Annotated in this window: 21 protein-coding genes; 7 read left to right on the top strand and 14 right to left on the bottom strand. The window is 63.8% G+C overall.

Features of this window, described 5'->3' with window-relative positions:
• Positions 1–48: 48 nt before the first annotated feature.
• Positions 49–768: a GntR family transcriptional regulator gene (locus VSR82_RS10735; protein ID WP_013091210.1), complete on the bottom strand. Its 720-nt coding sequence runs from the start codon at positions 766–768 to the stop codon at positions 49–51.
• Positions 746–964: a hypothetical protein gene (locus VSR82_RS10740; protein ID WP_410851480.1), complete on the bottom strand. Its 219-nt coding sequence runs from the start codon at positions 962–964 to the stop codon at positions 746–748. Before VSR82_RS10740 ends, VSR82_RS10735 begins: the two co-directional genes overlap by 23 nt.
• Positions 965–1,334: 370 nt before the next feature.
• Between VSR82_RS10740 and shiA the strand changes: the two genes are divergently transcribed.
• The 3 genes from shiA to VSR82_RS10755 all read left to right on the top strand — a co-directional run bounded on the left by shiA (position 1,335) and on the right by VSR82_RS10755 (position 4,610).
• Entirely contained in the window at positions 1,335–2,654 is a 1,320-nt protein-coding gene (gene shiA, locus VSR82_RS10745) for a shikimate transporter (protein WP_429457141.1), read from the top strand.
• Between the two features lie 413 nt (positions 2,655–3,067).
• Positions 3,068–4,471, top strand: a complete 1,404-nt coding sequence (locus VSR82_RS10750; protein WP_368584648.1) for an L-lactate MFS transporter — start codon at positions 3,068–3,070, stop codon at positions 4,469–4,471.
• Positions 4,472–4,481: 10 nt separating this feature from the next.
• Complete coding sequence (locus tag VSR82_RS10755) at positions 4,482–4,610, top strand: MFS transporter small subunit (protein ID WP_018437177.1); 129 nt, start codon at positions 4,482–4,484, stop codon at positions 4,608–4,610.
• 75 nt (positions 4,611–4,685) lie between these two features.
• Here the strand turns inward: VSR82_RS10755 and VSR82_RS10760 are convergent, their stop codons facing one another.
• From VSR82_RS10760 to VSR82_RS10770, 3 genes are all read right to left on the bottom strand, one after another.
• Positions 4,686–5,720 (bottom strand): SGNH/GDSL hydrolase family protein, encoded by a 1,035-nt coding sequence (locus tag VSR82_RS10760; protein WP_429457139.1) that lies wholly within the window; start codon positions 5,718–5,720, stop codon positions 4,686–4,688.
• A gap of 120 nt (positions 5,721–5,840) precedes the next feature.
• Positions 5,841–6,266 (bottom strand): DUF3830 family protein, encoded by a 426-nt coding sequence (locus VSR82_RS10765; protein ID WP_498857677.1) that lies wholly within the window; start codon positions 6,264–6,266, stop codon positions 5,841–5,843.
• A 279-nt stretch (positions 6,267–6,545) separates the two neighbouring features.
• Positions 6,546–7,457 carry a helix-turn-helix domain-containing protein gene (locus VSR82_RS10770; protein ID WP_410851484.1) on the bottom strand — a complete coding sequence of 304 codons (912 nt, stop codon included), beginning with the start codon at positions 7,455–7,457 and terminating at the stop codon, positions 6,546–6,548.
• 182 nt (positions 7,458–7,639) lie between these two features.
• Between VSR82_RS10770 and VSR82_RS10775 the strand changes: the two genes are divergently transcribed.
• Complete coding sequence (locus VSR82_RS10775; RefSeq protein ID WP_368584645.1) at positions 7,640–8,641, top strand: helix-turn-helix transcriptional regulator; 1,002 nt, start codon at positions 7,640–7,642, stop codon at positions 8,639–8,641.
• A gap of 83 nt (positions 8,642–8,724) precedes the next feature.
• On the opposite strand, the gene VSR82_RS10780 is transcribed toward VSR82_RS10775, so the two are convergent.
• The 4 genes from VSR82_RS10780 to VSR82_RS10795 form a co-directional block, all read right to left on the bottom strand.
• On the bottom strand, positions 8,725–9,486 hold the full coding sequence (locus tag VSR82_RS10780; RefSeq protein ID WP_498857678.1) for an ABC transporter permease: 762 nt from the start codon (positions 9,484–9,486) through the stop codon (positions 8,725–8,727).
• Entirely contained in the window at positions 9,483–10,409 is a 927-nt protein-coding gene (locus tag VSR82_RS10785) for an ABC transporter ATP-binding protein (protein ID WP_498857679.1), read from the bottom strand. The genes VSR82_RS10780 and VSR82_RS10785 overlap by 4 nt, the downstream gene beginning before the upstream one ends.
• Positions 10,410–10,573: 164 nt before the next feature.
• On the bottom strand, positions 10,574–12,505 hold the full coding sequence (locus VSR82_RS10790) for a hybrid sensor histidine kinase/response regulator (RefSeq protein WP_429457132.1): 1,932 nt from the start codon (positions 12,503–12,505) through the stop codon (positions 10,574–10,576).
• Positions 12,502–12,786 (bottom strand): ATP-binding protein, encoded by a 285-nt coding sequence (locus tag VSR82_RS10795; RefSeq protein WP_429457129.1) that lies wholly within the window; start codon positions 12,784–12,786, stop codon positions 12,502–12,504. Before VSR82_RS10795 ends, VSR82_RS10790 begins: the two co-directional genes overlap by 4 nt.
• A 71-nt stretch (positions 12,787–12,857) precedes the next feature.
• Between VSR82_RS10795 and VSR82_RS10800 the strand changes: the two genes are divergently transcribed.
• Complete coding sequence (locus VSR82_RS10800) at positions 12,858–13,307, top strand: hypothetical protein (RefSeq protein ID WP_498857680.1); 450 nt, start codon at positions 12,858–12,860, stop codon at positions 13,305–13,307.
• A gap of 100 nt (positions 13,308–13,407) precedes the next feature.
• On the opposite strand, the gene VSR82_RS10805 is transcribed toward VSR82_RS10800, so the two are convergent.
• Both VSR82_RS10805 and VSR82_RS10810 read right to left on the bottom strand, forming a co-directional pair.
• Positions 13,408–15,102 carry a tannase/feruloyl esterase family alpha/beta hydrolase gene (locus VSR82_RS10805; protein ID WP_429457127.1) on the bottom strand — a complete coding sequence of 565 codons (1,695 nt, stop codon included), beginning with the start codon at positions 15,100–15,102 and terminating at the stop codon, positions 13,408–13,410.
• On the bottom strand, positions 15,099–16,214 hold the full coding sequence (locus VSR82_RS10810) for an OpgC domain-containing protein (RefSeq protein ID WP_429457125.1): 1,116 nt from the start codon (positions 16,212–16,214) through the stop codon (positions 15,099–15,101). The genes VSR82_RS10805 and VSR82_RS10810 overlap by 4 nt, the downstream gene beginning before the upstream one ends.
• Before the next feature lie 332 nt (positions 16,215–16,546).
• Here VSR82_RS10810 and VSR82_RS10815 point away from each other — a divergent pair, with 332 nt between their 5' ends.
• The gene (locus VSR82_RS10815; protein WP_498857681.1) at positions 16,547–17,695 is read left to right on the top strand and encodes an acyltransferase family protein; all 1,149 of its coding nucleotides are present in this window, start codon (positions 16,547–16,549) and stop codon (positions 17,693–17,695) included.
• 86 nt (positions 17,696–17,781) lie between these two features.
• Positions 17,782–18,042, top strand: coding sequence for a hypothetical protein (locus tag VSR82_RS10820; RefSeq protein ID WP_429457121.1), 261 nt, complete (start codon positions 17,782–17,784; stop codon positions 18,040–18,042).
• 16 nt (positions 18,043–18,058) lie between these two features.
• Here the strand turns inward: VSR82_RS10820 and VSR82_RS10825 are convergent, their stop codons facing one another.
• The 3 genes from VSR82_RS10825 to VSR82_RS10835 all read right to left on the bottom strand — a co-directional run bounded on the left by VSR82_RS10825 (position 18,059) and on the right by VSR82_RS10835 (position 22,026).
• On the bottom strand, positions 18,059–19,957 hold the full coding sequence (locus VSR82_RS10825; RefSeq protein ID WP_429457119.1) for an ATP-dependent metallopeptidase FtsH/Yme1/Tma family protein: 1,899 nt from the start codon (positions 19,955–19,957) through the stop codon (positions 18,059–18,061).
• Positions 19,958–20,590: 633 nt separating this feature from the next.
• A complete protein-coding gene (locus VSR82_RS10830) occupies positions 20,591–20,878 on the bottom strand; it encodes a hypothetical protein (protein WP_429457117.1) in 288 nt (95 codons plus the stop codon).
• A gap of 293 nt (positions 20,879–21,171) precedes the next feature.
• Entirely contained in the window at positions 21,172–22,026 is an 855-nt protein-coding gene (locus VSR82_RS10835) for an IclR family transcriptional regulator (RefSeq protein WP_368584635.1), read from the bottom strand.
• Positions 22,027–22,106 lie beyond the last annotated feature (80 nt).

Here is a 22,106-nt window from a genome sequence, read left to right on the forward strand (position 1 = left end):
ACCGCGGGCTTTTCGAAGTCAGCAGGCAATCAGGGGCCTACGCCGCCATCAATCGAGAAAATCGCAATTGGCTTCGACGAACGCCGCGAGATCGAGCGAATGCTGACGCGTGAGCCGCTCCGCGAGTTCGGTATCGCGCTTCTCCAGCGCCTCGATGATGCGCAGATGATCGACGATCGAGCGCGCGGCCCGGTCGCTCTGCGAGATGGTCATGCGCCGGATCGCGCGCACGTGGATGAAGATGTTCTTGATCGTGTCGAGAATGATCTGCGACTTCGACAGCTCGACGATCGCCTGATGAAACGCGATGTTCGCATCCGAATACTCGGCGATATGCTCGGCCGGCGTCGTATCGCGGAAATTGTCGAACATATGGCGCAGGCGGCCGATTTCCTCGTCGGTCGCATGCAGCGTGGCGAGGCGCGCGGCCATGCTTTCGAGCGCGGCCCACATCTGGATCATCTCGACGATTTCGCGCTTGCTCTTGCGCACGATGTAGATGCCGCGCCGCGGCACCATGCGCAGGAAGCCCTCCTGCTCGAGCAGTGTCATCGCCTCGCGCACCGGCGTGCGGCTCACGCCGAGCGATTCGCTGAGCACGCGCTCGTCGAGACGGATTTCTTCGCGATTCTGGTAGATATCCGCGTCGGCGATTGCCTGACGCAGCATCGCATACGCCTGATCGCGCAAGCTCGCGCTAGCGCCGATGGGCTGCAACGACAGGGTCAACGGGGTGGCCACTGTTTCAGTTGGAAGTTCTGACGACATTCATCGCCTCTGCTTGAACACGCGCGCGATTCGGCGCCGCCGCTTTGCCGCGCTGCTCGCCGAGCCCCACGAAGCGGCCATGTTGCGATGCAAGCGCTCCGATCGAGTCGGGAATCCAGTCGGTCAGCAAAACGGTGGCGGCACAGCCCAACCCTACGACAGCAACGGCGAACAGCGCGAGAGGTACGAATTCCACGTGCGACTCCGAACGATTGAGAAAGATGATTCCTCAATCATATGCTGCAACGCCGCAATTTTCAATATTCGGTATGTAGTATATCAACGTCTGTTGTTTTTAAGATGCCCCACGTTAGCACGCCACAGGGCTTCATGGTTCGCCCACATCATTGCCCGCGATTGTCTCGTTGGCGCTTGGCGTAAACACGCAAAACGCGCGCTATTCGCGCAGCCCCGTGCGATGATCGCGCACTTTCACCATTGCGCGGATTGTGAATTCCGGGGCGCGTCATTAACCTTCCGGACGTCCTGCCGCGGAGCGATCGCGTCGAATGCCTTACCGGCGCGGCGCGATCGACTCAAGCCCATGTCACGTTGAAGGAGACTCGATGAGCACCACCCACCCGCAGGCCGCAGTGGCCACTCACCGCAAAGCGCGCAATCAGGCTCGCAAGGCCGCACTCGGCAGCTTTGTCGGCGCCGTGGTCGACTGGTACGACTTCCTGCTGTACGGCATCGTCGCCGCGCTCGTGTTCAACGCCGAGTTCTTCCCGAACGTCGGCCCGGCGATGGGCACGCTCGCCGCGTTCGCGACCTTCGGCGTCGGTTTCCTGTTCCGCCCGCTCGGCGGCTTCGTGTTCGGCCACTACGGCGACCGGCTCGGACGCAAGCGGATGCTGGTGCTCACCGTGATGATGATGGGTCTGTCGACGGCCGCGATCGGTCTGCTGCCGGCGTTTTCGACGATCGGTTGGCTCGCGCCGGTGCTGCTCGTCACGCTGCGCGCGATCCAAGGCTTCGCGGTCGGCGGCGAATGGGGCGGCGCGGCGCTGATGGCGGTCGAGAGCGCGCCTGAGAAAAAGAAAGCCTTCTACAGCAGCGGCGTGCAGGTCGGCTACGGCGTCGGGCTCGTGCTGTCCACAGGTCTCGTCGCGCTGATCAGCCGCTCCATGGACAACGCCGCGTTCCTCAGCTGGGGCTGGCGTCTGCCGTTCCTGTTCAGTGTCGTGCTGGTGCTGATCGCGTTGTGGATCCGCTCGAGCATGGAGGAGTCGCAGGAGTTCGTCGAGAAGGTCGGCAAGCATGGCGAGCGCCGCGTGCGCCTGCCGATCGTCGAAGCGCTGCTGCGCCATCCGAAGGCCTTCCTGCTGATCATCGCGCTGCGGCTCGCCGAACTGTTCACGATGTACATCGTGACCGCGTTCGCGCTGAGCTACTCGACGACGAACCTGCACATGCCGCGCGAATTCTTCCTGACGATCGGCTTCGTCGTCGGCGCGCTCAGCTGTGTGACGATCCCCTGCTTCGCGTCGCTCGCGGATCGCTTCGGCCGCCGTCGCATCTATATGATCGGCGCGCTGGTCGGCGTGTTCAGCGCGGTGCCGTTCTTCCTCGCGCTCGAAGCGCGTTCGACCGTATGGATCGTCGTGTTCGCGGTGATGCTCGCCAACATCGCACACGACATGGTCGTCAGCGTGCAGCAGCCGATGTTCACCGAGCTGTTCGGCACCGAGTACCGCTATAGCGGCGCGGGTGTCGGCTATCAGGTGGCGAGCGTGGTCGGCGGCGGCTTCACGCCGTTCATCGCGGTAGCGCTGGTCAGCTTCGCGGGCGGCTCGTGGCATCCGGTGGCCGCATATCTGGCAATCGGCTGTCTGATTTCGGTACTCGTTGCAGCGCGCATGAAGACCGGCCGCAAGATCGATTGATACCGGCGAAACTAGTCGTCGATACACGACGGGCCGACGCGGCAAAGAAGCCGCGCCGGCCCGTTTTTCTTTTTGCCGCGCGACGGGCGCGGCTCGTTTATTGCCGGGTTTGCATAGTGCCTCTAATCGGAAAGTTGGCGCGACCAGCTCGGCGCGTCCCACGATTTGCAGAGTCGCCTGAAGAATCCCCGCGTGTGACCAGGATCACACCTTATGTCCGCGCGCTTCATATTGCGAAGCCATCGTCCGCGTCCTATTGTCGACCCAGGCATGATTTTCGGGTGCTTGGGACGGGCCATATGAAATAAAAGTACATATAGCGATGACGAGACGGTCTGCACAAGTTACACTCCGCCGCCTCAGGTAAACGCACGAAACGCCGATAAACAGAACAACTGTAAGGAGACCCACTTATGAGTAGCATCAGCGAGCCGGGCAGCCAACAAGGTTCAGCCCCATTCTTTTCGAAACAGGCCACCATCGCGCAGCCCGGTTTCTCGCGCTGGATGGTGCCTCCGGCCGCGCTTGCCGTGCATCTGTGCATCGGCCAGGCCTACGCGTTCTCGGTCTTCAACGGACCGCTGACCAAGGTGATCGGCATCACGCAGTCCACGCCCGATGACTGGTCGCTGACCGCCTTGGGCTGGATCTTTTCGCTTGCGATCGTGTTCCTCGGTTTGTCGGCGGCGTTCGCCGGCAAATGGCTCGAACACGTCGGTCCGCGCCGCACGATGTTCACGGCCGCTTGCTGCTTCGGCGGCGGCTTCCTCGTGTCCGCGCTCGGTGTGTACCTGCATCAGATCGTGCTGCTGTATCTGGGCTACGGCGTGATCGGCGGGATCGGGCTGGGGCTCGGTTATGTGTCGCCGGTGTCGACGCTGATCCGCTGGTTTCCGGACCGCCGCGGTATGGCGACCGGCATGGCGATCATGGGCTTCGGCGGCGGCGCGATGATCGCGGCGCCGTTGTCGGTCGCGCTGATGAAGCACTTTCAAAGCGCGACGAGCATTGGCGTCGCGGAGACCTTCATCGTGCTCGGCATCGTCTATTTCATCTCGATGACGATCGGCGCGCTCGCGATCCGCGTGCCGCCGCCGGGCTGGAAGCCGGCCGGCTGGACGCCGCCCGCGGCGACGCAGCACCGGCTGATCACGAGCAATCACGTGCATATCGACCAGGCGCTGAAGACACCGCAGTTCTATCTGATCTGGCTCGTGCTGTTCCTGAACGTGACGGCTGGCATCGGCATTCTCGGACAGGCCTCGGTGATGATCCAGGAGAGCTTCAAGAACACGGTGACGGCCGCTGCGGCGGCCGGCTTCGTCGGGCTCCTGTCGCTGTTCAACATGGGCGGCCGTTTCGTGTGGGCGTCGGCGTCGGACTGGATCGGCCGCAAGAACACCTACTACATCTTCTTCGCGCTCGGCGCGGTGCTCTACTACCTCGTGCCGAGCTTCGCCGCGAACGGACAGATCGCGCTGTTCGTGCTGACGTACTGCATCATCCTGTCGATGTACGGCGGCGGCTTCTCGACGGTGCCGGCCTATCTCGCCGACATGTTCGGCACGACGTTCGTCGGCGGCATTCATGGACGTCTGTTGACCGCGTGGGCCGCGGCCGGCGTCGCGGGTCCGGTGCTCGTCAACTACATCCGCGCGTATGAAGTCGCGAACGGCGTGGCGAAAGCGGACGCGTACACGATGACCGTACACATCATGGCCGTGCTGCTCGTGATCGGCTTTATCTGCAACCTGCTGGTCAAGCGTGTGGATGAGAAGCACCACATGACCGATGCACAAGTCGCCAAGGGCGCGTGAGGAGATCCGTATGTCGACCGTTCAAACTGTACATCCGACCAACAAGGTGATGCTCGCGGTGTTCTGGCTGTATGTGATGATTCCGCTTGCGTGGGGAGTGATCAATACGCTGACGCAGGCGACGAAGTTGTTCAAGTAAGGATGTGATGTGGTGCGCACCCCGGCCCGGTTGAGGGACGGGGTGCCGAAAACAGGCCACGCCGCGGTGCCCCTCTCACCGCCCCAACCCGCTATGCGCGATTTGCTGCTCGACGAACTGCGCAAACAATGCATGCATATGCGTGGTCGGATGCAGATCATCGGCGAACATGTAAGTCTGATCCGCATTGGCGCTCACATAGGTCGCCGGCGAGCATAGCAGCGAGGTGTCATCGGGCGTTTTCTTCGGGTCGCAGGCCTGCCCCGTATTCGACACGGTAAAACCGTTCGCCTGAAAGTTTCCGATCACCTGATTCGTCCACGTGTACGAATCGACCTCGATCACCTTCGATTGCAGCCCATCGGTTTGCAGCGCGGTATTCAACGTAGCGTTGAATAGCTGCGACAACTGCGTGAGGTTCGCGCCACCATCGGGCGAAGCGAGCCCCTTCGGCGACAGCCCGATATTCGGCACATTGATCACCACCACATGCACGCCGCCGTTCTGCACGATCTGCCCGACGAGCTGGGCGAGCGTGGTGGCCGCCGCCTGCACGACCGGCGCGGCGGAGGGCAGGTTGCCGGCGCGCAGCACATCGTTCGAGCCCGCCCACACGAGCACGAGCTGATTGGCGTTGAAGCTGCCGTGAGCGCCCAGATAGCTCGACAGTTGCTGATTGACGGGCATTTCGATGTTGCCGATGACGTCGCTCAGGTAGTCGTACTGGTTCGCCGGTGTCGCCACGGTCGAGCCGCCTTCCGCATAACCGAGGCCGTTCTGCGCACTCAGCTTGTGCGTGAAATCGATCGTGAACGCGGCGCTCAGCGTATCGCCGTAGTATTGCGCGACGTTCTGGGCCCATACCTGGCCGGGATTGGTCGTGAAACGCCCGCCGCCCACCGCACTCGCGAGCGGCGCATAAGTCCCGACGTCCGACAGGCTGTCGCCGAACGACACCACCTGCAGCTTGACGCCGCCGGCGGGCTCGGTCGCCGTGCTGCCGCCAGTACTCGATCCGCCGCTGCCGCTACCGCCCCCGCCGCAAGCGGACAGCAGCACGATCGACATGGCAAAAACTACAGCGCAGACCTTGTCATTTATGCCTCGCATTTGCTCCTCCTCGCCGGGCGGGCCAGACAGTGCCGCGTGCCTGACGTGCGCGGTCGGTACCTGACCGCACGCGGCTCTTCAACCAAGCATCGCTTATGCCCAGCAAGGAAGTGCGGCCGCTCAGAGCCTCTCGAAGACCACCTCCTGCACGCCTTCCCACAGCACCTTGGTGCCGAGTTCGCGCAGTTTCTCTTTGCCTTCGACGATCGTCAGAAAATGATTGCCAGCGAGCTGCCCCAGCTTGCTCGCGAAGCAGCACGAGCCATAGGCGAGGATGATCTCGGTCTCGCTATAGCCGCCCGGATAGAACAGAATGTCGCCGACCGATGGATGGCTAGTGTGATTCTCGAAGCCGACCGCGACGCCGTCGTTCTCGAGCTTGAATTCGCCGAGCGGCACCCAGCAGCCCTCGCCGCTCCAGCGCACGTGGATCAGCTTCTGCCGGTACGGCAGCAGTTTCAGGAACGCGGCCACGGTCTGCGGCGCATCGGGATGCGTTTCGGCGATGAAGGTGTGGCCGCAGGCGGTCATCTTGAGTCGGGTCATGGCGCGTTATCCGGTGTGTGAAATTGAAAGGCGCTTCGATTCTGTCGTCCGATGCAAGGCTTCGACAGGTACAGTTGTCCGCGTCCCGGTCAGTCCAGTTAGACCACCTACGATCGCGGGTGGCGGGCCGAGCCGCAAAGCCTTGCGCGACGTGCCATGCCAGCTTGCAGTGCGCGCCGCCACGAATGTTCGTAGTTTGCAAGCCGCGCAATGCAACGCACACTGCGCAGGTGCGTGATTCCGACTGGAGAAAAGACGAGCCATCACGGCTCGTCCATCTCACCCGCGCAGCCGGTAGGCGAGCGGCGTCGCGCCATAGCCACGCTTGAATTGCACCGAGAAGTGACTGGCATTCTCGAAGCCGACTTCGAGCGCGATTTGCAGCACGGTTCGATCCGTGGCGCGCAGCAGCCTCGCCGCTTCCTCGAGCCGTAAGCGCGTGACGAACTGATGCGGCGTCTCCCCGGTCTCGCGGCGAAACACCCGGGCAAAATGAAAACTGCTTAGGCCGGCCTGCTCGGCCAGTTCGGCGATCGCCAGGTCTTCGGCGAGATTGGCGCGGATGTAGTCCGTCACCCGGCGGATGCGGCGCGGCACCAGCCGTTCCGGTTCCGTCGCGTTGTGGCGCCGCGCGCCGTCGCCGCCCGAATAGTGCTGCAGCAGGTGCGCGGCGAGCGCGTGAACCAGCGTATCGACATACAGACGCGAATCGGCGGGATCGCGGGCGGCGCGATGCAGTGCGGCAAGCATCGCGGCGATCAGCGGATCGTTGAAGCGCATCGCGTCGCCGAGCGACAGTTCACGCGACGTGTCGAGTCCCATCTGTTGCGCGACGCTGTCGATCAGATCGCGCTCGATGTGCACGTGCAAGGTAGACAACGGCTCGTCGCTGATCGAATGCCAGCGCCACGAGATCGGCGTGGGCGGCACGAACCACAGGTCGTTCACGCGCATATCGGCGCTTTCCCAAGCTCCGCCGAGGTTGCGTTCGAGATGCTCGGCGCCGCTCGCGAGCGTCATCAGCGTGAAGTCGCGCAAACCGGGCGCTTCGAGCAGGTCTTGCCGCACCGGCTCGAGATACGAGCGCAGCACCAGATGCCGCCACTCGCGATCCACGCTCGACACGAGTCGCTGGCCGGCCATATAGCGGTCGTAGGCGAGCGTCGTCGTGAGCTTGGGAATTCGTGCCATCACATCCCTTCGAAGGAGGTGCCGTATGGAAGGAGAAGCGCCGCCGTACCTGTATTGCCGGTCCACTGTCAGCGCAAGATCACAAAAATGATAGCAAGGAACCGGCTACCGACATTTCACGAAATCGCTAATCATTGAGGTTGTCGTATTTCACGCGTTTAGAACGCCGGAGCTACCGTTTCATGGAACATGAATGCGATACGCTGCCGCAATGGCTGAACGGCTCGCCGCAAGGCGAAGCCGGGCACGCGTCGGCAGTACACCCGAGAGCGGCATCCGCCCAACCGGCTTACCCGGCCGGCGCGCGGCACGCCGCGAAATCAGCCCACGCGGCTGAAGCAGTGAAGATGTCTCCCCGCACCGCGAATGGCGCGGGGCGCAGTGGCTTTCTGACTCTGTTTACCGAGGAAGAGATCGGCACGCCGTCGCCCGCGGCGCGCCGGGCCGCGCCGCTGATCAGTCCGCTCGGACGGTTCGGCAGCGCGCAGGACCGCATGGAGTTCGTGCGCCAGCGCATCAGGCAGCTGGGCTTCGACTCGTTCAGCTATACCGCCACGCGCACGTCGTCGCATCACAAGACGATGTTCGTGTTGACGAGCTACGAGTCGCAGGCATGGCTCACGCGCTATTTCCGCGAGCGCTATTTCGAGCTCGATCCGCGCGTCGCGCACGCGTCGCCGACCGGCATGCCGTTTCTGTGGAATACCGCCGATCTGCGCGCCGATCTGCCGCGCGCGCAGTTGCGCAGCGAGCGGCTTGGCGCCTTGATCGACATGCTGGAAGCAGCCGGGCGCAAGAGCGGCATTCTCACGCAGATGCCGCTGCCGGAGCCGGAGCTGAGCGCGAGCCTGTGCTTCAACTCGGCGATCGGCAACCCGCGCTGGATGACCGAATCGATCGTCGCGGAAACGCTGATGTTCGCGCACTCGATTCACGAGTTCATCTGGACGCACGCGAAAAGCGTGATCGGCATCGCGCCCGCGCAGCAGCAGCGCATCGCGCTGAGCAAGCTGCAGCATGCGGTGCTGAAGGCGGTCGTGCAGGGGCAGCGGGACAAGGAGATCGCGTATTTCCTCGGACTCTCGCCGCATAACGTCGACTATCATCTGCGGCGCTTGCGGCAGTTGTTCAACGTGCGCAACCGCGTGCAGTTGATCAATGTCGCGCAGGCGTATCTGTCGTAGCCGGCGTCACCGCGCATGATGAAGAGGGCGCGACGGCTTTTCGCTGTCGCGCCCTCTCCTCATTACAGCCGGGGATATGGCGGCTAACTTTTCAACCGATAGCCGGTCCTGAAGATCCAGCCGACGATCACGAGGAACACCGCGAGAAACAGCAGCGTCATGCCGAGACTCAGACCGACGCCGACGTCGCCCAACTCGAAGAAGCTCCAGCGAAACCCGCTGACCAGATAGACGATCGGATTGAACAGCGTGACGGCGTGCCAGAACGGCGGCAGCATGTCGACCGAATAGAACGCGCCGCCGAGAAACGTCAGCGGCGTGACGATCAACAGCGGCACCAGTTGCAGCTTCTCGAAGCTGTCGGCCCAGATGCCGATGATGAAGCCGAGCAGACTGAAAGTGACCGCCGTCAGCACGAGAAACAGCGCCATCCAGAGCGGATGCATGATCTGCAACGGCACGAACAGCGCGGCGGTCGCGAGAATGATGAGTCCGAGCAGGATCGACTTGGTGGCCGCCGCGCCCACGTAGCTGACGACGATCTCCAGATACGATACTGGCGCCGACAGCAGCTCGTAGATCGTGCCGGTGAAACGTGGAAAGTAAATCCCGAACGACGCGTTCGCGATGCTTTGCGACAGCAGCGACAGCATGATCAACCCCGGCACGATGAACGCGCCATAGCTGATGCCCTCCACTTCCTTGATGCGCGACCCGATCGCCGAGCCGAACACGACGAAATACAGCGAAGTGGAAATGACCGGCGCGATGATGCTTTGCATCAGCGTGCGCCACGTGCGCGCCATTTCGAACTTGTAGATTGCGCGCATTGCGTAGATGTTCATGGGTTCCCCCGCAGCAGGCTGACGAAAATGTCTTCGAGCGAACTCTGCGTGGTGTGCAGGTCCTTGAAGCGGATGCCGGCATCGTCGAGCGACTTCAGCAGCGCGATGATGTCGGTGCGGCCGCCCTCGCCTTCGTAGGTATAGATCAGCTCGTTGCCGCCGTTCGCGACCGCGAGCCCGTAGCCGGCGAGCGCAGCCGGCACATCGTCGAGCGGGTACTCCAGTTGGAGCGTCAACTGCTTGGTGCCGAGCTTGCGCATCAGCTCGGTCTTCTCTTCGACCAGCATGATCTCGCCCGCATTGATCACGCCGATGCGATGGGCCATCTCTTCCGCTTCGTCGATGTAATGCGTGGTCAGGATGATCGTCACGCCGCTCGCCGCGAGCGAGCGCACGAGCTTCCACATGTCGCGCCGCAGCTCGACGTCGACGCCGGCGGTCGGTTCGTCGAGAAACAGCACGCGCGGCTCGTGCGACAGCGCCTTGGCGATCAGCACGCGCCGCTTCATGCCGCCCGACAGCGTGATGATCTTGTTGTTGCGCTTCTCCCAGAGCGACAGGTCGCGCAGCACTTTCTCGATGTAAGCAGGGTTCGTCGGCTTGCCGAACAGGCCGCGGCTGAACGACACGGTGGCCCAGACGGTTTCGAACGCGTCGGTGGTCAGCTCCTGCGGCACGAGGCCGATCAGCGAGCGGGCCGCGCGATAGTTCGCGCCGATGTCGTGACCGTCTACCGTCACGCTGCCTTCGCTCGCGTTGACGATGCCGCAGACGATGCTGATCAGCGTGGTCTTGCCCGCGCCGTTCGGCCCGAGCAGCGCAAAGATTTCTCCACGGTGGATCGCCAGATTGATGTTCTTCAGTGCCCGAAAACCGCTGGCATAGGTTTTCGACAGATTCGTGACCGAAACGATTGGCTGCATGGACTCGATGATGGCAGACACCGCTGTTGAATGAGGGAAACCGGCGCGAACGGACGCGCCGCATCCGCAATGTAATGGAAAGTGGGAAAGCCTGCAGAGCACGAAAGCACGCCGCCGCGGATTCGCCGCGGCGCGGGATAGTTCGGCTTACTGATGGCAGCCTTTTACGCCGACGCGCTATGTTGCGCGCCCGGAAAGCGGCTTGCGATCACATTCTGGATTTCCTCGACCGACACCGGCTTCACCAGATGATGATCGAAGCCGGCCTCGCGCGAGTGCTGCCGGTCGGTGGCCTGGCCATAGCCGGTCACGGCGATCAGCAGCGCGCCCACGGTGGGCGGACGGCGGCGCATCTCCCGCGCGAGCTCGAAGCCGTCCATGCCGGGCAGGCCGAGGTCGAGCAGCACGATCTGCGGCTGGAAGTGCGCGGCCAGTTTTAGCGCGGTGTTGGCTTCGTGCGCGACGCGCACCGCGTACCCGTCCGCCTGCAGCACCAGCGACAACGCAAGCGCCGCATCGACGCTGTCGTCGACGAGCAGCACGCGCAACGCCTCGCCGCCGTGGCGCGGCACGGCTTCGGGCGCCGCCGTCGACGCTTGCGCGGCGTCGGCAAGCCGCGTCAGCGGCAAACGCACGACGAACTTGCTGCCGCGCCCCAATCCCGCCGAGAACGCCTCGATCCGGCCGCCGTGCAACTCGACCAGTGTACGCGCGAGCGGCAGGCCGATGCCGAGGCCGCCTTCGGAGCGTTCGATCGAGATTTCCGATTGCACGAACAGATCGAAGATGTGCGGGATCGTTTCGGCGCCGATGCCCACGCCGTTGTCGCGTACGCTGATCAGCACGTCGTCGCCCGCTTCGCGGACTTCGATGCGGATGTCGCCGCGCTGCGGCGTGTACTTCGCCGCATTCGACAGCACATTGCCGAGCACCTGCGCGATCCGCACGCCGTCGCCGACGACGAACAGCGGCTCGCCGGGCAGATCGGTGGTGAGCGTATGGCCCTTGCGATTCAACGCGGGCCGCACGGTTTCGATCGCGGCCTCGAGCGCGGCGGCCAGCTCGACGATCTCGTGGCGCAGCGTGATCTTGCCCTGCGTGATGCGCGCAACATCCAGCAGATCATCGACGAGCCGGCTCAGATGCTTGACCTGGCGCCCGATCACCGCGCGCATCGCCTCGAAGCTTTGCTGCGACGGCGCACGGCTCGGGTCGAGCAGTTCGATCGCGTTGCGAATCGGCGCGAGCGGGTTGCGCAGCTCGTGCGCGAGCATCGCGAGGAACTCGTCCTTGCGGCGATCGGCGTCGCGCAACGCCATCTCGTTGGCCTTGCGATCCGAAATATCGTTGACGATGCCGGCGAGCCGATAGATGCGCCCGCGCGCGTCGCGCACCGGAAAGCCGCGCTCGACGGCCCAGCGCGTCTCGCCGTCGGGCCGCACGATCCGGTATTCGATCTCGTACGCGACACCGGTCGCGAGCGCGCGATACGCGGCCTCGACCGCGGCCTCGTCCTGCGGATCAATGTGGTTGGCCCAGTGGCGCCCGCTCGGCGTCGGCTCGTGCGCCGCGTCGCCCCACAGACGTCGATACGCGGGGCTCACATACAGCAGTTGCGCGCTCGATGGGTCGAGCATCCAGAACACGTCGTCGATGTTCTCGGCCATCTGCCGGAAGCGTTCTTCGCTCTCGCGCAACGCGCCCTCCGCGCGGCGCACGCGCAGCAGCGCGCGCACCTGCGCGATCAGCTCGGCCGGCTCGACCGGCTCGGTCAAATAGCTGTCCGCGCCGCCTTCGAGGCCGCGCACCCGGTCCATGCTCTGCACCGCCGCCGCCGACGTGTGGATCACGAGCACGCCCGAGGTCTCCGGCGCGGCCTTGATGCGGCGGCACACTTCGAAGCCGTTCAGATCGGGCAGATTGACGTCGAGCAGCACGAGGTCCGGCTGCGAAATGCGTGCGCGCTCGATCGCTTCGGCGCCGTTGCCGGCCTCGATCACGATGAAGCCCGCGCGCGAAAGAATGCGCGTTTTCGCGTAACGAGCGCCTTCGTTATCGTCGACGTTGAGGATCAGATTCGCGTTCGCATCGGTCATGAAAAGGCGTGTCCGTAGGAGAATGCCCGCGCGCCGCCCAGACCCTCGCCCAATCCGCTGCGGCTCGTGAAACCGTCGGTCAACGCCACCTGAAGATCAGCAATTCCCGGACCCCGTTCGATGAAGGCGAGCCGCGGACCGATGCGGCCATTGCGTTGCACCGTGCAGGAGTAGACCTCGCCGCCGCGGCCATACGTCAGCCCGTTGCGCGCGAGTTCGCTCGCCGGGCTCACCGTTTCAGCGTCGAGCACACGCGCCATCGCGGCGGTCTCGCCGATCATCGGCCGATGAACCCCGAGGCACACCCCTTGCGAGGTTCACATGGCACCAACCCTTTTCGTGGAGGTGAATCATGAAACGCATGACCAGGACAATCTTTGCTTCCGCGCTCGTGATGGCGTTGTCGGGTGGCATATACGCGCAGGCGGGCGGCGCTGGCGGCGCGGGCGCCGGCGGTAGTGCAGGAGGCGCGGGCGGCGGTGCTGCCGGCGGCACGAGCGGCGGTGGCGGTGGCGCGGGGGGCACCGGCATCGGCGCCGGTGGCGGCACGACCGGCGGCGCGGGCGGTACGGCCACTCCGGGCGTCGGCCCGGGCTCGGTCCGCACGCCGGGCAACACCGGCTCCGGCTACGGTTCGCCTGGTGTGACGGGCACCGGCGGCGGGATGGGCACCGGCACCGGCGCGACCCCGAATAGCCCGGCGACCGGTGGTTCGACAGGCGGCATGGGCAACAACATGAACGGAACCGGTAACAGCATGAACAACGACATGAACAACGGCAGGATGCAGAACGGGCAATAACGGCCGTTGAGCTTCACCGGGCGACGCGGCATCGAGTTGCCGCGTCGCCGTTTTTTTTGTGCGGCCCGCTCGTCGACATAGCGCTGCGACGACTCAGACCTCAAGGCTGCACACAGACAAAACTACTCGCCAGATTTACATTGCCTTTGCCGATATAACGCGGAAACCCGGGATAGCGGCACAGCGGCCGCGAACGTCCATTCGTCGCCGCGGCGAGATCGGTGGCCGTCAGCGTTTCGGGCGCGACGCCGCGCGTGACCCATGCGTCGAGCGCGCCGAGCAGATCGACCGAGGGGATGAACACGCCGCTGCCATGCTGAAACCCCGGCACCATGTAGAGCCGCATGAATCGATCGACCTCTTCCTTGCCGAAACGCGCGATCAGCGCATCGTGATACGCGATCGTCTGGTTCGGGCTGATCACTTCGTCGGCGAGGCCTTGCAGCGTGATCAGCTTGCCGCCGTGCGCGATATAGCGCGACAGGTCCGGGTTCATCGAGCCGATCGTGGCCGACAGCGCGATCAGTTGCGAGCGATATTTACCGGGCCGTTGCGGATCGAACGTCAACGAATCGAACTGCGCGTCGCGCGCGACGAAGTAGCGCAGATAGCCGTCGCCTTGCGCGAACAGATAACCATTCGCACCGAACGTCGGCAGCGACTGACGCCGCGGTTGATGCGCGAGCCCGAGCGCGCCGGTCATTTGCGTGCCCTGGAACACGTTGTAGCCGCGATAGCCGCTCACGCCCCACGCGAGCCGATACGGCAGCGACAGCCCATCGCGCATCACCAGCAAGGTGGCCAATTGCGCGTCGGTCAGACACGCATCGTGCGATGAAGGCCGCAGCGCGCAGCGCAGCGAATCGATAATTTGCGACTGGTGCGCGCGGCAGGCTTCGACGTCACTGACGATGCCATCCGCGGTGCCGTCGAGCCGGTCGCATACCTCGAGCGTGCGTTGATGGACGACTTCGAGCAGCGCCGGCGGCACGAAGCCACCCGGCGTGCCGTATTCGGCCTGGCCGAGTTTCACGCCGATCAGCCGCACGCCAGAAAAATTCAGCGCGGGCGAATTGGCGATCACGCCGTCGTAGTCGTCGGGAAAGCGCTGCATCACCGTGTAGCCTTCGCGGCCACCCGTCGAACCGCCGGCAAAATACATGCGCTGCGGCGGCCTGCCGTACGCGTTCGCGATCAGCGCGAGCGCGACGTCGTGGGTCTTCTTCAGATGCGCGTAGCCGAAGTTCGTCACCGCTTCATCGACGAGACCAAACTGCGCGAGCGACGAATCGCCGACATGCCCCGAGTCGTCGCCGAACGTCGCATAGCCTTGCGCGAGCGGCGCGCGATCCGGCGAGAACGGCATCACGCCAATGCCGCTGACGACCACGCCGTTGTATCCGCCTCCGCCGATCTGCAACGCGCGGCCATTCCAGCGGCGCGGCAGATTCAGATCGAAGCGGATGTCGGGTGTCGTCGGATTCAGTGCCTTGATGCGGCCCGTGATGCGGCAATACTCGCCGCCTTGCTGATTGCCCTGCGCGGTCGCGCCGATCATCGCCGCGCTTTCGATCAGCGCGCCCGCCGTCGGCATCTCGATCAGTTCGGGCGACAGCACCGCGCCCGCGAACTCCGCGCAGTGCATCGCGAACGGTGTTTCTTTGGCCTGCGCGGCCGTGCGAAGTATCGCAAGCCAGGCGAGCACGACGACGCTCATCATGGTTGCGAGTCCAATGAGCTTGCGCGTGGTGCGCATCGTAGTCGTGACGCGCCCACGGCGCTCGCGTCGAGTCATCCGCAACCCGCGCCTTTCGCCTGCGCGCCCGGCTGCTGCGCCTTCCAGCCGCTCCAGCCGCGCGCGATCATCAGCAGCGCGCCGATCGCCGCGAGGTCGCCGCCGAGCCCGACCAGCACCGCGCGAAAACCATGAAAGGTGTGCGGTGTCGCCGTGTCGATGATCAACGACACCAGCGTGCCGGTGACGAAGCACACCAGTCCGGCGCGCCCGACCGTCACCACGGCGGGCAGCCGCCTCGCGAGCCACGCGATGCTGCCCATCCGCACGAACCGGGCGGCGAGCCACGCGATGACGATGAAATTGATCACACGTTCCATTGAAAGATTCTGTTTGTGCGTGCCGGGCAAAGGCTGCGTCAGGACGAAAAGTTTGACGATCGCGAAGGCAAGCACCGCAACGACCGCGACGCGCGTGAACCACTGGGCGGCCGAGCTCGCATGAAAACGTTCGCTGATCGGCTGCACACGACACAGCATGCCGAGTACGAACATCAGCTGCCACGCAAACGGATTAAAAGCCCAGCCGGCGACATCGTCAATGCTGAATAACGCGGCAAGCGGCCGCGCGACGGCCCACACCGCGAGGCTCACCGCAAGCGCGAGGGATACCGAGCGGCGCGCGAGCGGCACCATCACCGGCACACATAGCGCGAACAGCACGTACATCGGCAGCACGCTGGACAGATACGGCTGCCGGCGTAACAGCGCGATATCGAATGCCTCATGCCACGGCTGCAACGCGAACGGCGGCCAGCCGGTCATTTCTACCATCGCCCGATTTAGATCGAGCCGCGCGAGAACCGCGCCGGACACGAGCATCAGCATCGCCGTCAACAGATACGCGCGATAGATTTCCCCGCAGCGTTTGACGAAACGCATCTGCGCCGCGTGTTCGCCGCGATGCGCAAGCACCGCCGTATACGCCGCCGCCGATGCATAGCCGCCCAGAAACACGAACACCTCGGCTGAATCACACAATGCGTACGCGTGCAGCATCAGATGCGATAGCGTGCTGCCGGGAATGTGATCGAGCACGATGACGATCAGCACGATACCGCGAAAGAAATCGACTTCGACCGATCGTCCACGGCCACGGCCAGATGTTTCCATTCGTCTTCTCGAAGAATGCGCGCGCCGAGCGCACGCAAGAACGTGAATGGCCACGCGTCAGCGGCCAATGCCGTGCGAACTGCAAAAGGCTAATTCGTTCCCCCGCATCGCCCTGATTGAAATCGAGTCGTTGGCGACTGGTAATACTCGGTGCGTCTTTAACGAACGCGCGGAAAGTTTTGCGGCTTTCATGCACGAAACAGGGACGCCCTCAATTGATGGGCGAACACAAGCCTCGAAAAAAAACCATCGAACGCGCGCGGCGATTTTTTTCGCATTTTTTCCCCGTACGATGTTTTCGTGCTTTTCAGCCGCTTTGCGAATAGAGGTTTATGAAAAACAGAATTGCCGGATTCGATGGGTTGCGCGCGATCGCCGTGCTGATGGTGTTTTTGCAGCATCGACTATTCGGCGACATCGGCGAGGTCGGGCATCTCGGCGTGTGGATCTTCTTTGCGCTGAGCGGTTTTCTGATCATCGGCATCCTGTCGTCACAACGCGCGCGCATCGAATCGGGCGACAGCCGTTTCGGCGCCGAACTCGCACGCTTTCTGTTTCGTCGTACGGTGCGCATCTTTCCGATCTATTACCTGATGCTCGTCGTGATGTGCGCGCTGATGGCCTTCGGCCTCGCGAATCCGGAACTCGCGAGCGGCATGCCGTTTCACTTCGCGTATCTGTCCAACTTCTGGATCGGCTCGGTGCTGCGCTACTGGCCGGGCCGCTATTCGCACTTGTGGAGCCTCGCGATCGAGGAGCAGTTTTATCTCGTGGTTGCGCCGCTTTTGCTGCTGCTCTCCGCGCGGCGACATCGAACGGCATGTTGCGCGATCGTGGCCCTCGGTCTTGCCGGGTTGTTCGCGATGCGCGCCGCGCATTGGGATGAGATCACCATCTATACGCACCCGTTGAGCAATGTCTGGCTTCTCGCGTTAGGCGGTATCGGTGGCCTGGTGATCGCGGACGATCGCGGCCGCGTGCGTGCCTGGCTCGGTCATGGCCTGACGCTGTTCGCGCTGAGTCTCGTCGTGATCGGTTTGTGCGCGGCCGAGCCGAGATGGAACACGCTCGACGATCCGTTGCTGTTTACCGCGATCAGCGCAATGTACGGAATCGGTATCGCGGCGCTAGTGGCTTCGATTGCGTGTTGCCGCAATGCTGCCGTGATGGGTCTGCTGCAGACGCGTTGGCTGGCCGGTCTTGGGCGCATCAGTTACGGCTTTTATCTGTATCACAACCTGATCCCCGATCTGACGCGCAACCGTCATGCCGAAGCGTTGTTCGGCGGCACCGTGCCGATCTGGGCACATATGCTCGGCGTCGTCGCATCGTTTGCGATTTCGCTAGGCATTGCGTTGCTGTCGTGGCGGCTGATCGAGGCGCCGATTCTGCAGCTACGCGGATCACGCCATCATTCGGCCTCACCCAGCGGCCTCCCCTCACCTGATGCACTCCACGTGACCGAACCGGCCAAACGATAGAAGAACGCCTGTATCAAACATCCGCCACGGGACCGTGGCACGCGCATTGCGACCCGAGGGCTTATCTTCAGCAACTGGAGAGCATTGTGTCGAACACCGCCAATTCCCTGAACGAGCCTGATCGCCCGGCGGACGAGGATCCCGGCAGTCCACCCGCCGAGGTCTCGAAGCCCATCGGCGATGCAATCCCCACTCCGGTCGAACCGGGCCTCGACCAGCCTCTGCCGAAGAAAGGCGAAACCCCCGAACCCGACCCGAGCAAATCCGGCCAAGGGGGCGGCGACCCGTTGGGTGATACCGATGCGCCGCCGGGCGTGCCCGACCCGGGATCGTCCGACTTCGCGTAGCGCTGCGAAGCGACCGTCAGGCCGCCGCGGGCTCATGCACGATCTTCAACGTGCTCTTGTGCTCGGCAATCAGCCGATAGACAGTGTCGCCGGGCACGGTCTCGTGCTCGAGCAACTGCTCTGAAATGTCGCGCAGTACCGGCTCGTACGCGTGCAACAGCCCGTAGCAAAGTTCGTTGAGTTCCTTGAGCAGCACGTTCGCATGCTCGATTGCGCTCTTCATTTGCAGGCCCGCGTACTGCGACGGCAGCGCCGCGAGACTGAACAGATCGCCGTCGCTGTTGAAGCCGAACTTCGACACCATGTCGAGGCTGATGCGCGAGGCCTCCTGCAAGTCCGATGCGGCGCCGCTCGATGCTTCGGAGAACATCAGAATCTCCGCGTTGCGTCCGCCAAGCAGCACCTGGATTTCGTTGCGGATCTCCGTTTCGCGGTACAGGTGCTTGTCCTGCGCCTTCGTGATCAGCGCGACGCCGAGCGCGCCGCCGCGCGGCAGGATCGTCACTTCCTCGAGCACGCCGGTGCCGAGCAGCGCGGCGACCAGACCATGACCCGCCTCATGCACCGCGATGCGCTTGCGCTCGTCCTCGGTGAGCGCGCGCTCGGCGCCGCTCACGTCGCCGATGCGCGCGATCTTGATCGCTTCCATGAAGTGCTTCGCAGCGATTTCATTGTCGCCCGCCTTGCGCGCGATCAGCCCGGCCTGATTCACGACCATCGCGACGGTGGCCGGCGACAGTCCAGTGGTCAAACGCGCGAGCTGGTCGTAGTCGATATCCGCCGCTTTCGACTTCAGCCGCTGCGCGTAGAAACGGAAAATCTTCGCGCGGTCTTCGCGGTCCGGCAGACGCACCTGCACCGTGCGATCGAAACGGCCGGGGCGGCGCAATGCTTCGTCGAGATTGTCGGGATGGTTGGTCGCCGCCACCACGATCACGCCCTCGTTCGATTCGAAGCCGTCCATCTCCGCGAGCAGCTGGTTGATGATCCGGTTGCTTTCGGCTTCGACCGGGCCACCGCCGGTATCGGTGCGTTTCGCGAGACCGTCCGCTTCGTCGATGAAGATGACCGTCGGTGCGTTCTTGCGCGCGAGTTCGAACAGGTGCCGCACCTTCTGGATGCCGACGCCGTAGTACTTCGCGCTGAAATAGCTGCCGGTGATCGAAATGAAGTTCGCACCGCATTCGCCGGCCAGCGCCTGAGCGAGCCGCGTCTTGCCGACGCCGGGCGCGCCCACCATCAGGATCCCGCACGGCGCGCGCACGCCCAGCGACGAGAACTGCTTCGGATCGGACAGGTAACCGCGAATGTCGGCGAGCGCGGCCTTCGCTTCGTTCGCGCCGATCACATCGTCGAAACGCAGCGTCGGCGTTTCGCTGAGCAGCGTCGCGCCGCCCTTCATTTCGCGCCGCATGAACCACGCCATGCCGCCGATCAGCGCGAGCGGCAGCAGCACGCTCAGCACGTCGCGGAACTGCTCGAACAGTTCCGTCCAGCGCGCGCCATCGCTGTGGATATCGACGTCGGGCAGCCACACGAGCTGATACGCGGCGGCGTCGGAGCGCTCGCCCAGCAGCAGCGCGTGCGAGAAGGTGGCGTTGTGATCGGTGACGAAGTACTTCGAGCCGTCGCGCAGCGACACCAGAATTGCGTTGGGACTCACGCCGATCGCCGCGACGTTCGCATCGTGAATGTCGCGCAGCATCGTCGACGCGTCCTTCTCCTGATGCGTCCACGCGGATGCATCGTCACGCATCTGGCTCGCAATGCCGCTCAACGCGGGCGCCTGCGGCTCGGCGCGATGCTGGAAATACCAGACGCCCCAACCGACCAGCACGGCGATCAGCACCGCCACAGCCGCCACCGCAATTTTGCGTGCGCGCTTCTTCCCAAGCGAATTATTTCCCGGCTTCATGAGTCATTTCCAAAATGAGGACTGAACAAGCCCTTACTTAATCAAGCGGTCTGTCAAAATTACCTGTCGAAAGCGGAAGGTGGAGTCTGCGGAAAATCGGCTGAGGCGAAGCGCCACACGGAGGTGGCTTAAAGGACAATCCAGAAGGACGACGAGAAGTGCGTCCCGGTGAGCCGCGGTTGCCGAAGGCAGTATGCCCGGGTTACGCGTCTGTCAAATTCGCGGAAAAGGCCTCTTTGTACCGTCTATCCGGCCGTCGACACGCCGGAAGGGTGACGCGGCGAGCGCGCGAAAGGCGTCGCCGCATTGGCTCCGCCGCACAGTTTATCAGTGTAAAAAGCGGCGCGTGTTTTGAATGTCTATATCTAACCGCACCCCAATTAAAATCGGTCAGAATTACTGAGAAAAGGCGATTTAGAAAGAGTTAATTGATCTGAAAAATAGCGCGCGATTAAGTCAGGATTTTGAATCCGGCGGCCATCTCGGGCGGATGCGCGACGGGCCTCTGCGGGCCCGTTCGCGTCATCGCCGCTTTTCTCTCAGGTTCTGCTTTTTTGACGTCGGCGCCGGGCGGCGTCGACGGTGCTCTCCTCCACTGCACTTCTTTCGGTCCTCGCGGACCACCCCGACATCTCAGACCGCCGTGCGCCGCACGACGCTGGCCTGCGTCTGCGCCCGCAGGCGCAACAAGTCGCGCAGCTTCGCAATGCGCGAGCGCTGGCTATCGACAAGATGATGCGTATCCTCGAGCGCGCGAATGCGCCGCTCCCAATAGACGTGGTCGAGTTCACCGGATTGCGTCGCGCGTTTGCGCGTCGCGTAGCCGAGCACACTCTCGAGATGCTGCAAATGGCTATCCGCGAACTTCGCCGGAAGCCGCCCGCCGCGTTGCGCGGCTGTTTGCCTGCTCGTAAGGCTCATCTTCGCTCCCCCGCGTCCTGCTGTTGGCCCGATGACCTCGCCGCCTCGATCGCTCAAACCGAAAGCAATCCGCAATCTGCGCGTGTGACGTTAGCGCAGTTTTTGGCGCACGGCTTGACCGTGCGTCTCAAATTTGGACGCTTGCGTCAGAAATGCCGACGGGTATGGCCGTCTTTGCATGCTGAAACGGCTCGGCGCGCGGGATTGCCCGGCTGCGCGAAGCAGCGGACGAGCTGGTGCGCTGCCCGCTGCTCAGATCGTGAGACTCGCGGATGGATGGGGATGGGCAGCGCTCAAGCCGCGCGCGGCCGCCCCTTGCGCTTCGGCTCGACCGGCCGCACGACCGCCACTGCCGGCGCGACGCGCGGCGTGCGCTTGAAATACGGCGAGCTGAGGGTGGCCGCGCTCATGTCCGACGCGGCTTCGAGCAGCGCCGGCGCGAGCTCTTTGAGCCGCGCGTCCGGCAGGCGGCTCGTCGGCCCCGCGAGGCTGACGGTGCCGACCACCAGCCCCGTCACCGGATGGCGGATCGCGGCCGCCATCGACGTCATGCCCGCCTCGTAGGTTTCGCTCGCGATGCCGTAGCCGCGCTTGCGCGCGCCGGCCAGGTCCTGCAAAAACTGCTGAATCGTCTTCGGCGCCTTCGGCCCGCGCGGGCCCGCTTTGCCGATGCCGCCCTGGCGCGACACGAGTTCGAGCGCTTCCTCGTCGCTCATGCTCGCGAGCCACGCCTGGCCGCTCGCAGTGCAATGCAGCGGCGGACTGCTGCCCATGTCCGGGTCGTAGCGCAGCCCGGAGCGCGCCCCCTGGGCCTTGCCGACGAACGTGATGTGATCGTCCTCAATCACGCCCAGGCGCGCGAGTTCGCCCGACGCGCTCGCGAGCCGATCCAGCACCGGCTGCGAAATATCGAGCACGCCGGCCGTGGACAGCCACATCAGCCCGAGCGACACCAGCTTCAGCGCAAGCACGTACTCGCCGTGCTCATCCTGACGCACGTAGCCTTCGTCGCTCAGTTCCGCGAGCAGCCGATGCGTGCCGCTGCGCGGGATGTTCAGCGTGTCGGCGATCGCGGCCAGCTGCATGCTGCCGCCCTGCTTCGCCAGCAATTCGATGATGGCCAGCGCCCGCTCGAGATTCCCCGCCATGATCCACTCTCATTCGATTCGAATCCAACATGAGAACATGATTCCACATCGGAATTCAAGGGCACGGCGGGTGCGGGTTC

The sequence above is a fragment of the Burkholderia sp. JPY481 genome, assembly GCF_038900515.1.
Taxonomy (GTDB): Bacteria; Pseudomonadota; Gammaproteobacteria; order Burkholderiales; family Burkholderiaceae; genus Paraburkholderia; species Paraburkholderia youngii.

Bases quoted from the DNA above. Each gene is read 5' to 3' on its own strand.
- VSR82_RS10735 (WP_013091210.1), bottom strand. From the start codon at position 768: ATGTCGTCAGAACTTCCAACTGAAACAGTGGCCACCCCGTTGACCCTG.
- VSR82_RS10830 (WP_429457117.1), bottom strand. From the start codon at position 20,878: ATGAGCCTTACGAGCAGGCAAACAGCCGCGCAACGCGGCGGGCGGCTT.
- VSR82_RS10760 (WP_429457139.1), bottom strand. From the start codon at position 5,720: ATGCGAGGCATAAATGACAAGGTCTGCGCTGTAGTTTTTGCCATGTCG.
- shiA (WP_429457141.1), top strand. From the start codon at position 1,335: ATGAGCACCACCCACCCGCAGGCCGCAGTGGCCACTCACCGCAAAGCG.
- VSR82_RS10765 (WP_498857677.1), bottom strand. From the start codon at position 6,266: ATGACCCGACTCAAGATGACCGCCTGCGGCCACACCTTCATCGCCGAA.
- VSR82_RS10815 (WP_498857681.1), top strand. From the start codon at position 16,547: ATGAAAAACAGAATTGCCGGATTCGATGGGTTGCGCGCGATCGCCGTG.
- VSR82_RS10805 (WP_429457127.1), bottom strand. From the start codon at position 15,102: ATGACTCGACGCGAGCGCCGTGGGCGCGTCACGACTACGATGCGCACC.
- VSR82_RS10835 (WP_368584635.1), bottom strand. From the start codon at position 22,026: ATGGCGGGGAATCTCGAGCGGGCGCTGGCCATCATCGAATTGCTGGCG.
- VSR82_RS10800 (WP_498857680.1), top strand. From the start codon at position 12,858: ATGAAACGCATGACCAGGACAATCTTTGCTTCCGCGCTCGTGATGGCG.
- VSR82_RS10790 (WP_429457132.1), bottom strand. From the start codon at position 12,505: ATGACCGATGCGAACGCGAATCTGATCCTCAACGTCGACGATAACGAA.
- VSR82_RS10755 (WP_018437177.1), top strand. From the start codon at position 4,482: ATGTCGACCGTTCAAACTGTACATCCGACCAACAAGGTGATGCTCGCG.
- VSR82_RS10780 (WP_498857678.1), bottom strand. From the start codon at position 9,486: ATGAACATCTACGCAATGCGCGCAATCTACAAGTTCGAAATGGCGCGC.
- VSR82_RS10775 (WP_368584645.1), top strand. From the start codon at position 7,640: ATGGAACATGAATGCGATACGCTGCCGCAATGGCTGAACGGCTCGCCG.
- VSR82_RS10750 (WP_368584648.1), top strand. From the start codon at position 3,068: ATGAGTAGCATCAGCGAGCCGGGCAGCCAACAAGGTTCAGCCCCATTC.
- VSR82_RS10785 (WP_498857679.1), bottom strand. From the start codon at position 10,409: ATGCAGCCAATCGTTTCGGTCACGAATCTGTCGAAAACCTATGCCAGC.
- VSR82_RS10770 (WP_410851484.1), bottom strand. From the start codon at position 7,457: ATGGCACGAATTCCCAAGCTCACGACGACGCTCGCCTACGACCGCTAT.
- VSR82_RS10825 (WP_429457119.1), bottom strand. From the start codon at position 19,957: ATGAAGCCGGGAAATAATTCGCTTGGGAAGAAGCGCGCACGCAAAATT.
- VSR82_RS10810 (WP_429457125.1), bottom strand. From the start codon at position 16,214: ATGGAAACATCTGGCCGTGGCCGTGGACGATCGGTCGAAGTCGATTTC.
- VSR82_RS10795 (WP_429457129.1), bottom strand. From the start codon at position 12,786: ATGATCGGCGAGACCGCCGCGATGGCGCGTGTGCTCGACGCTGAAACG.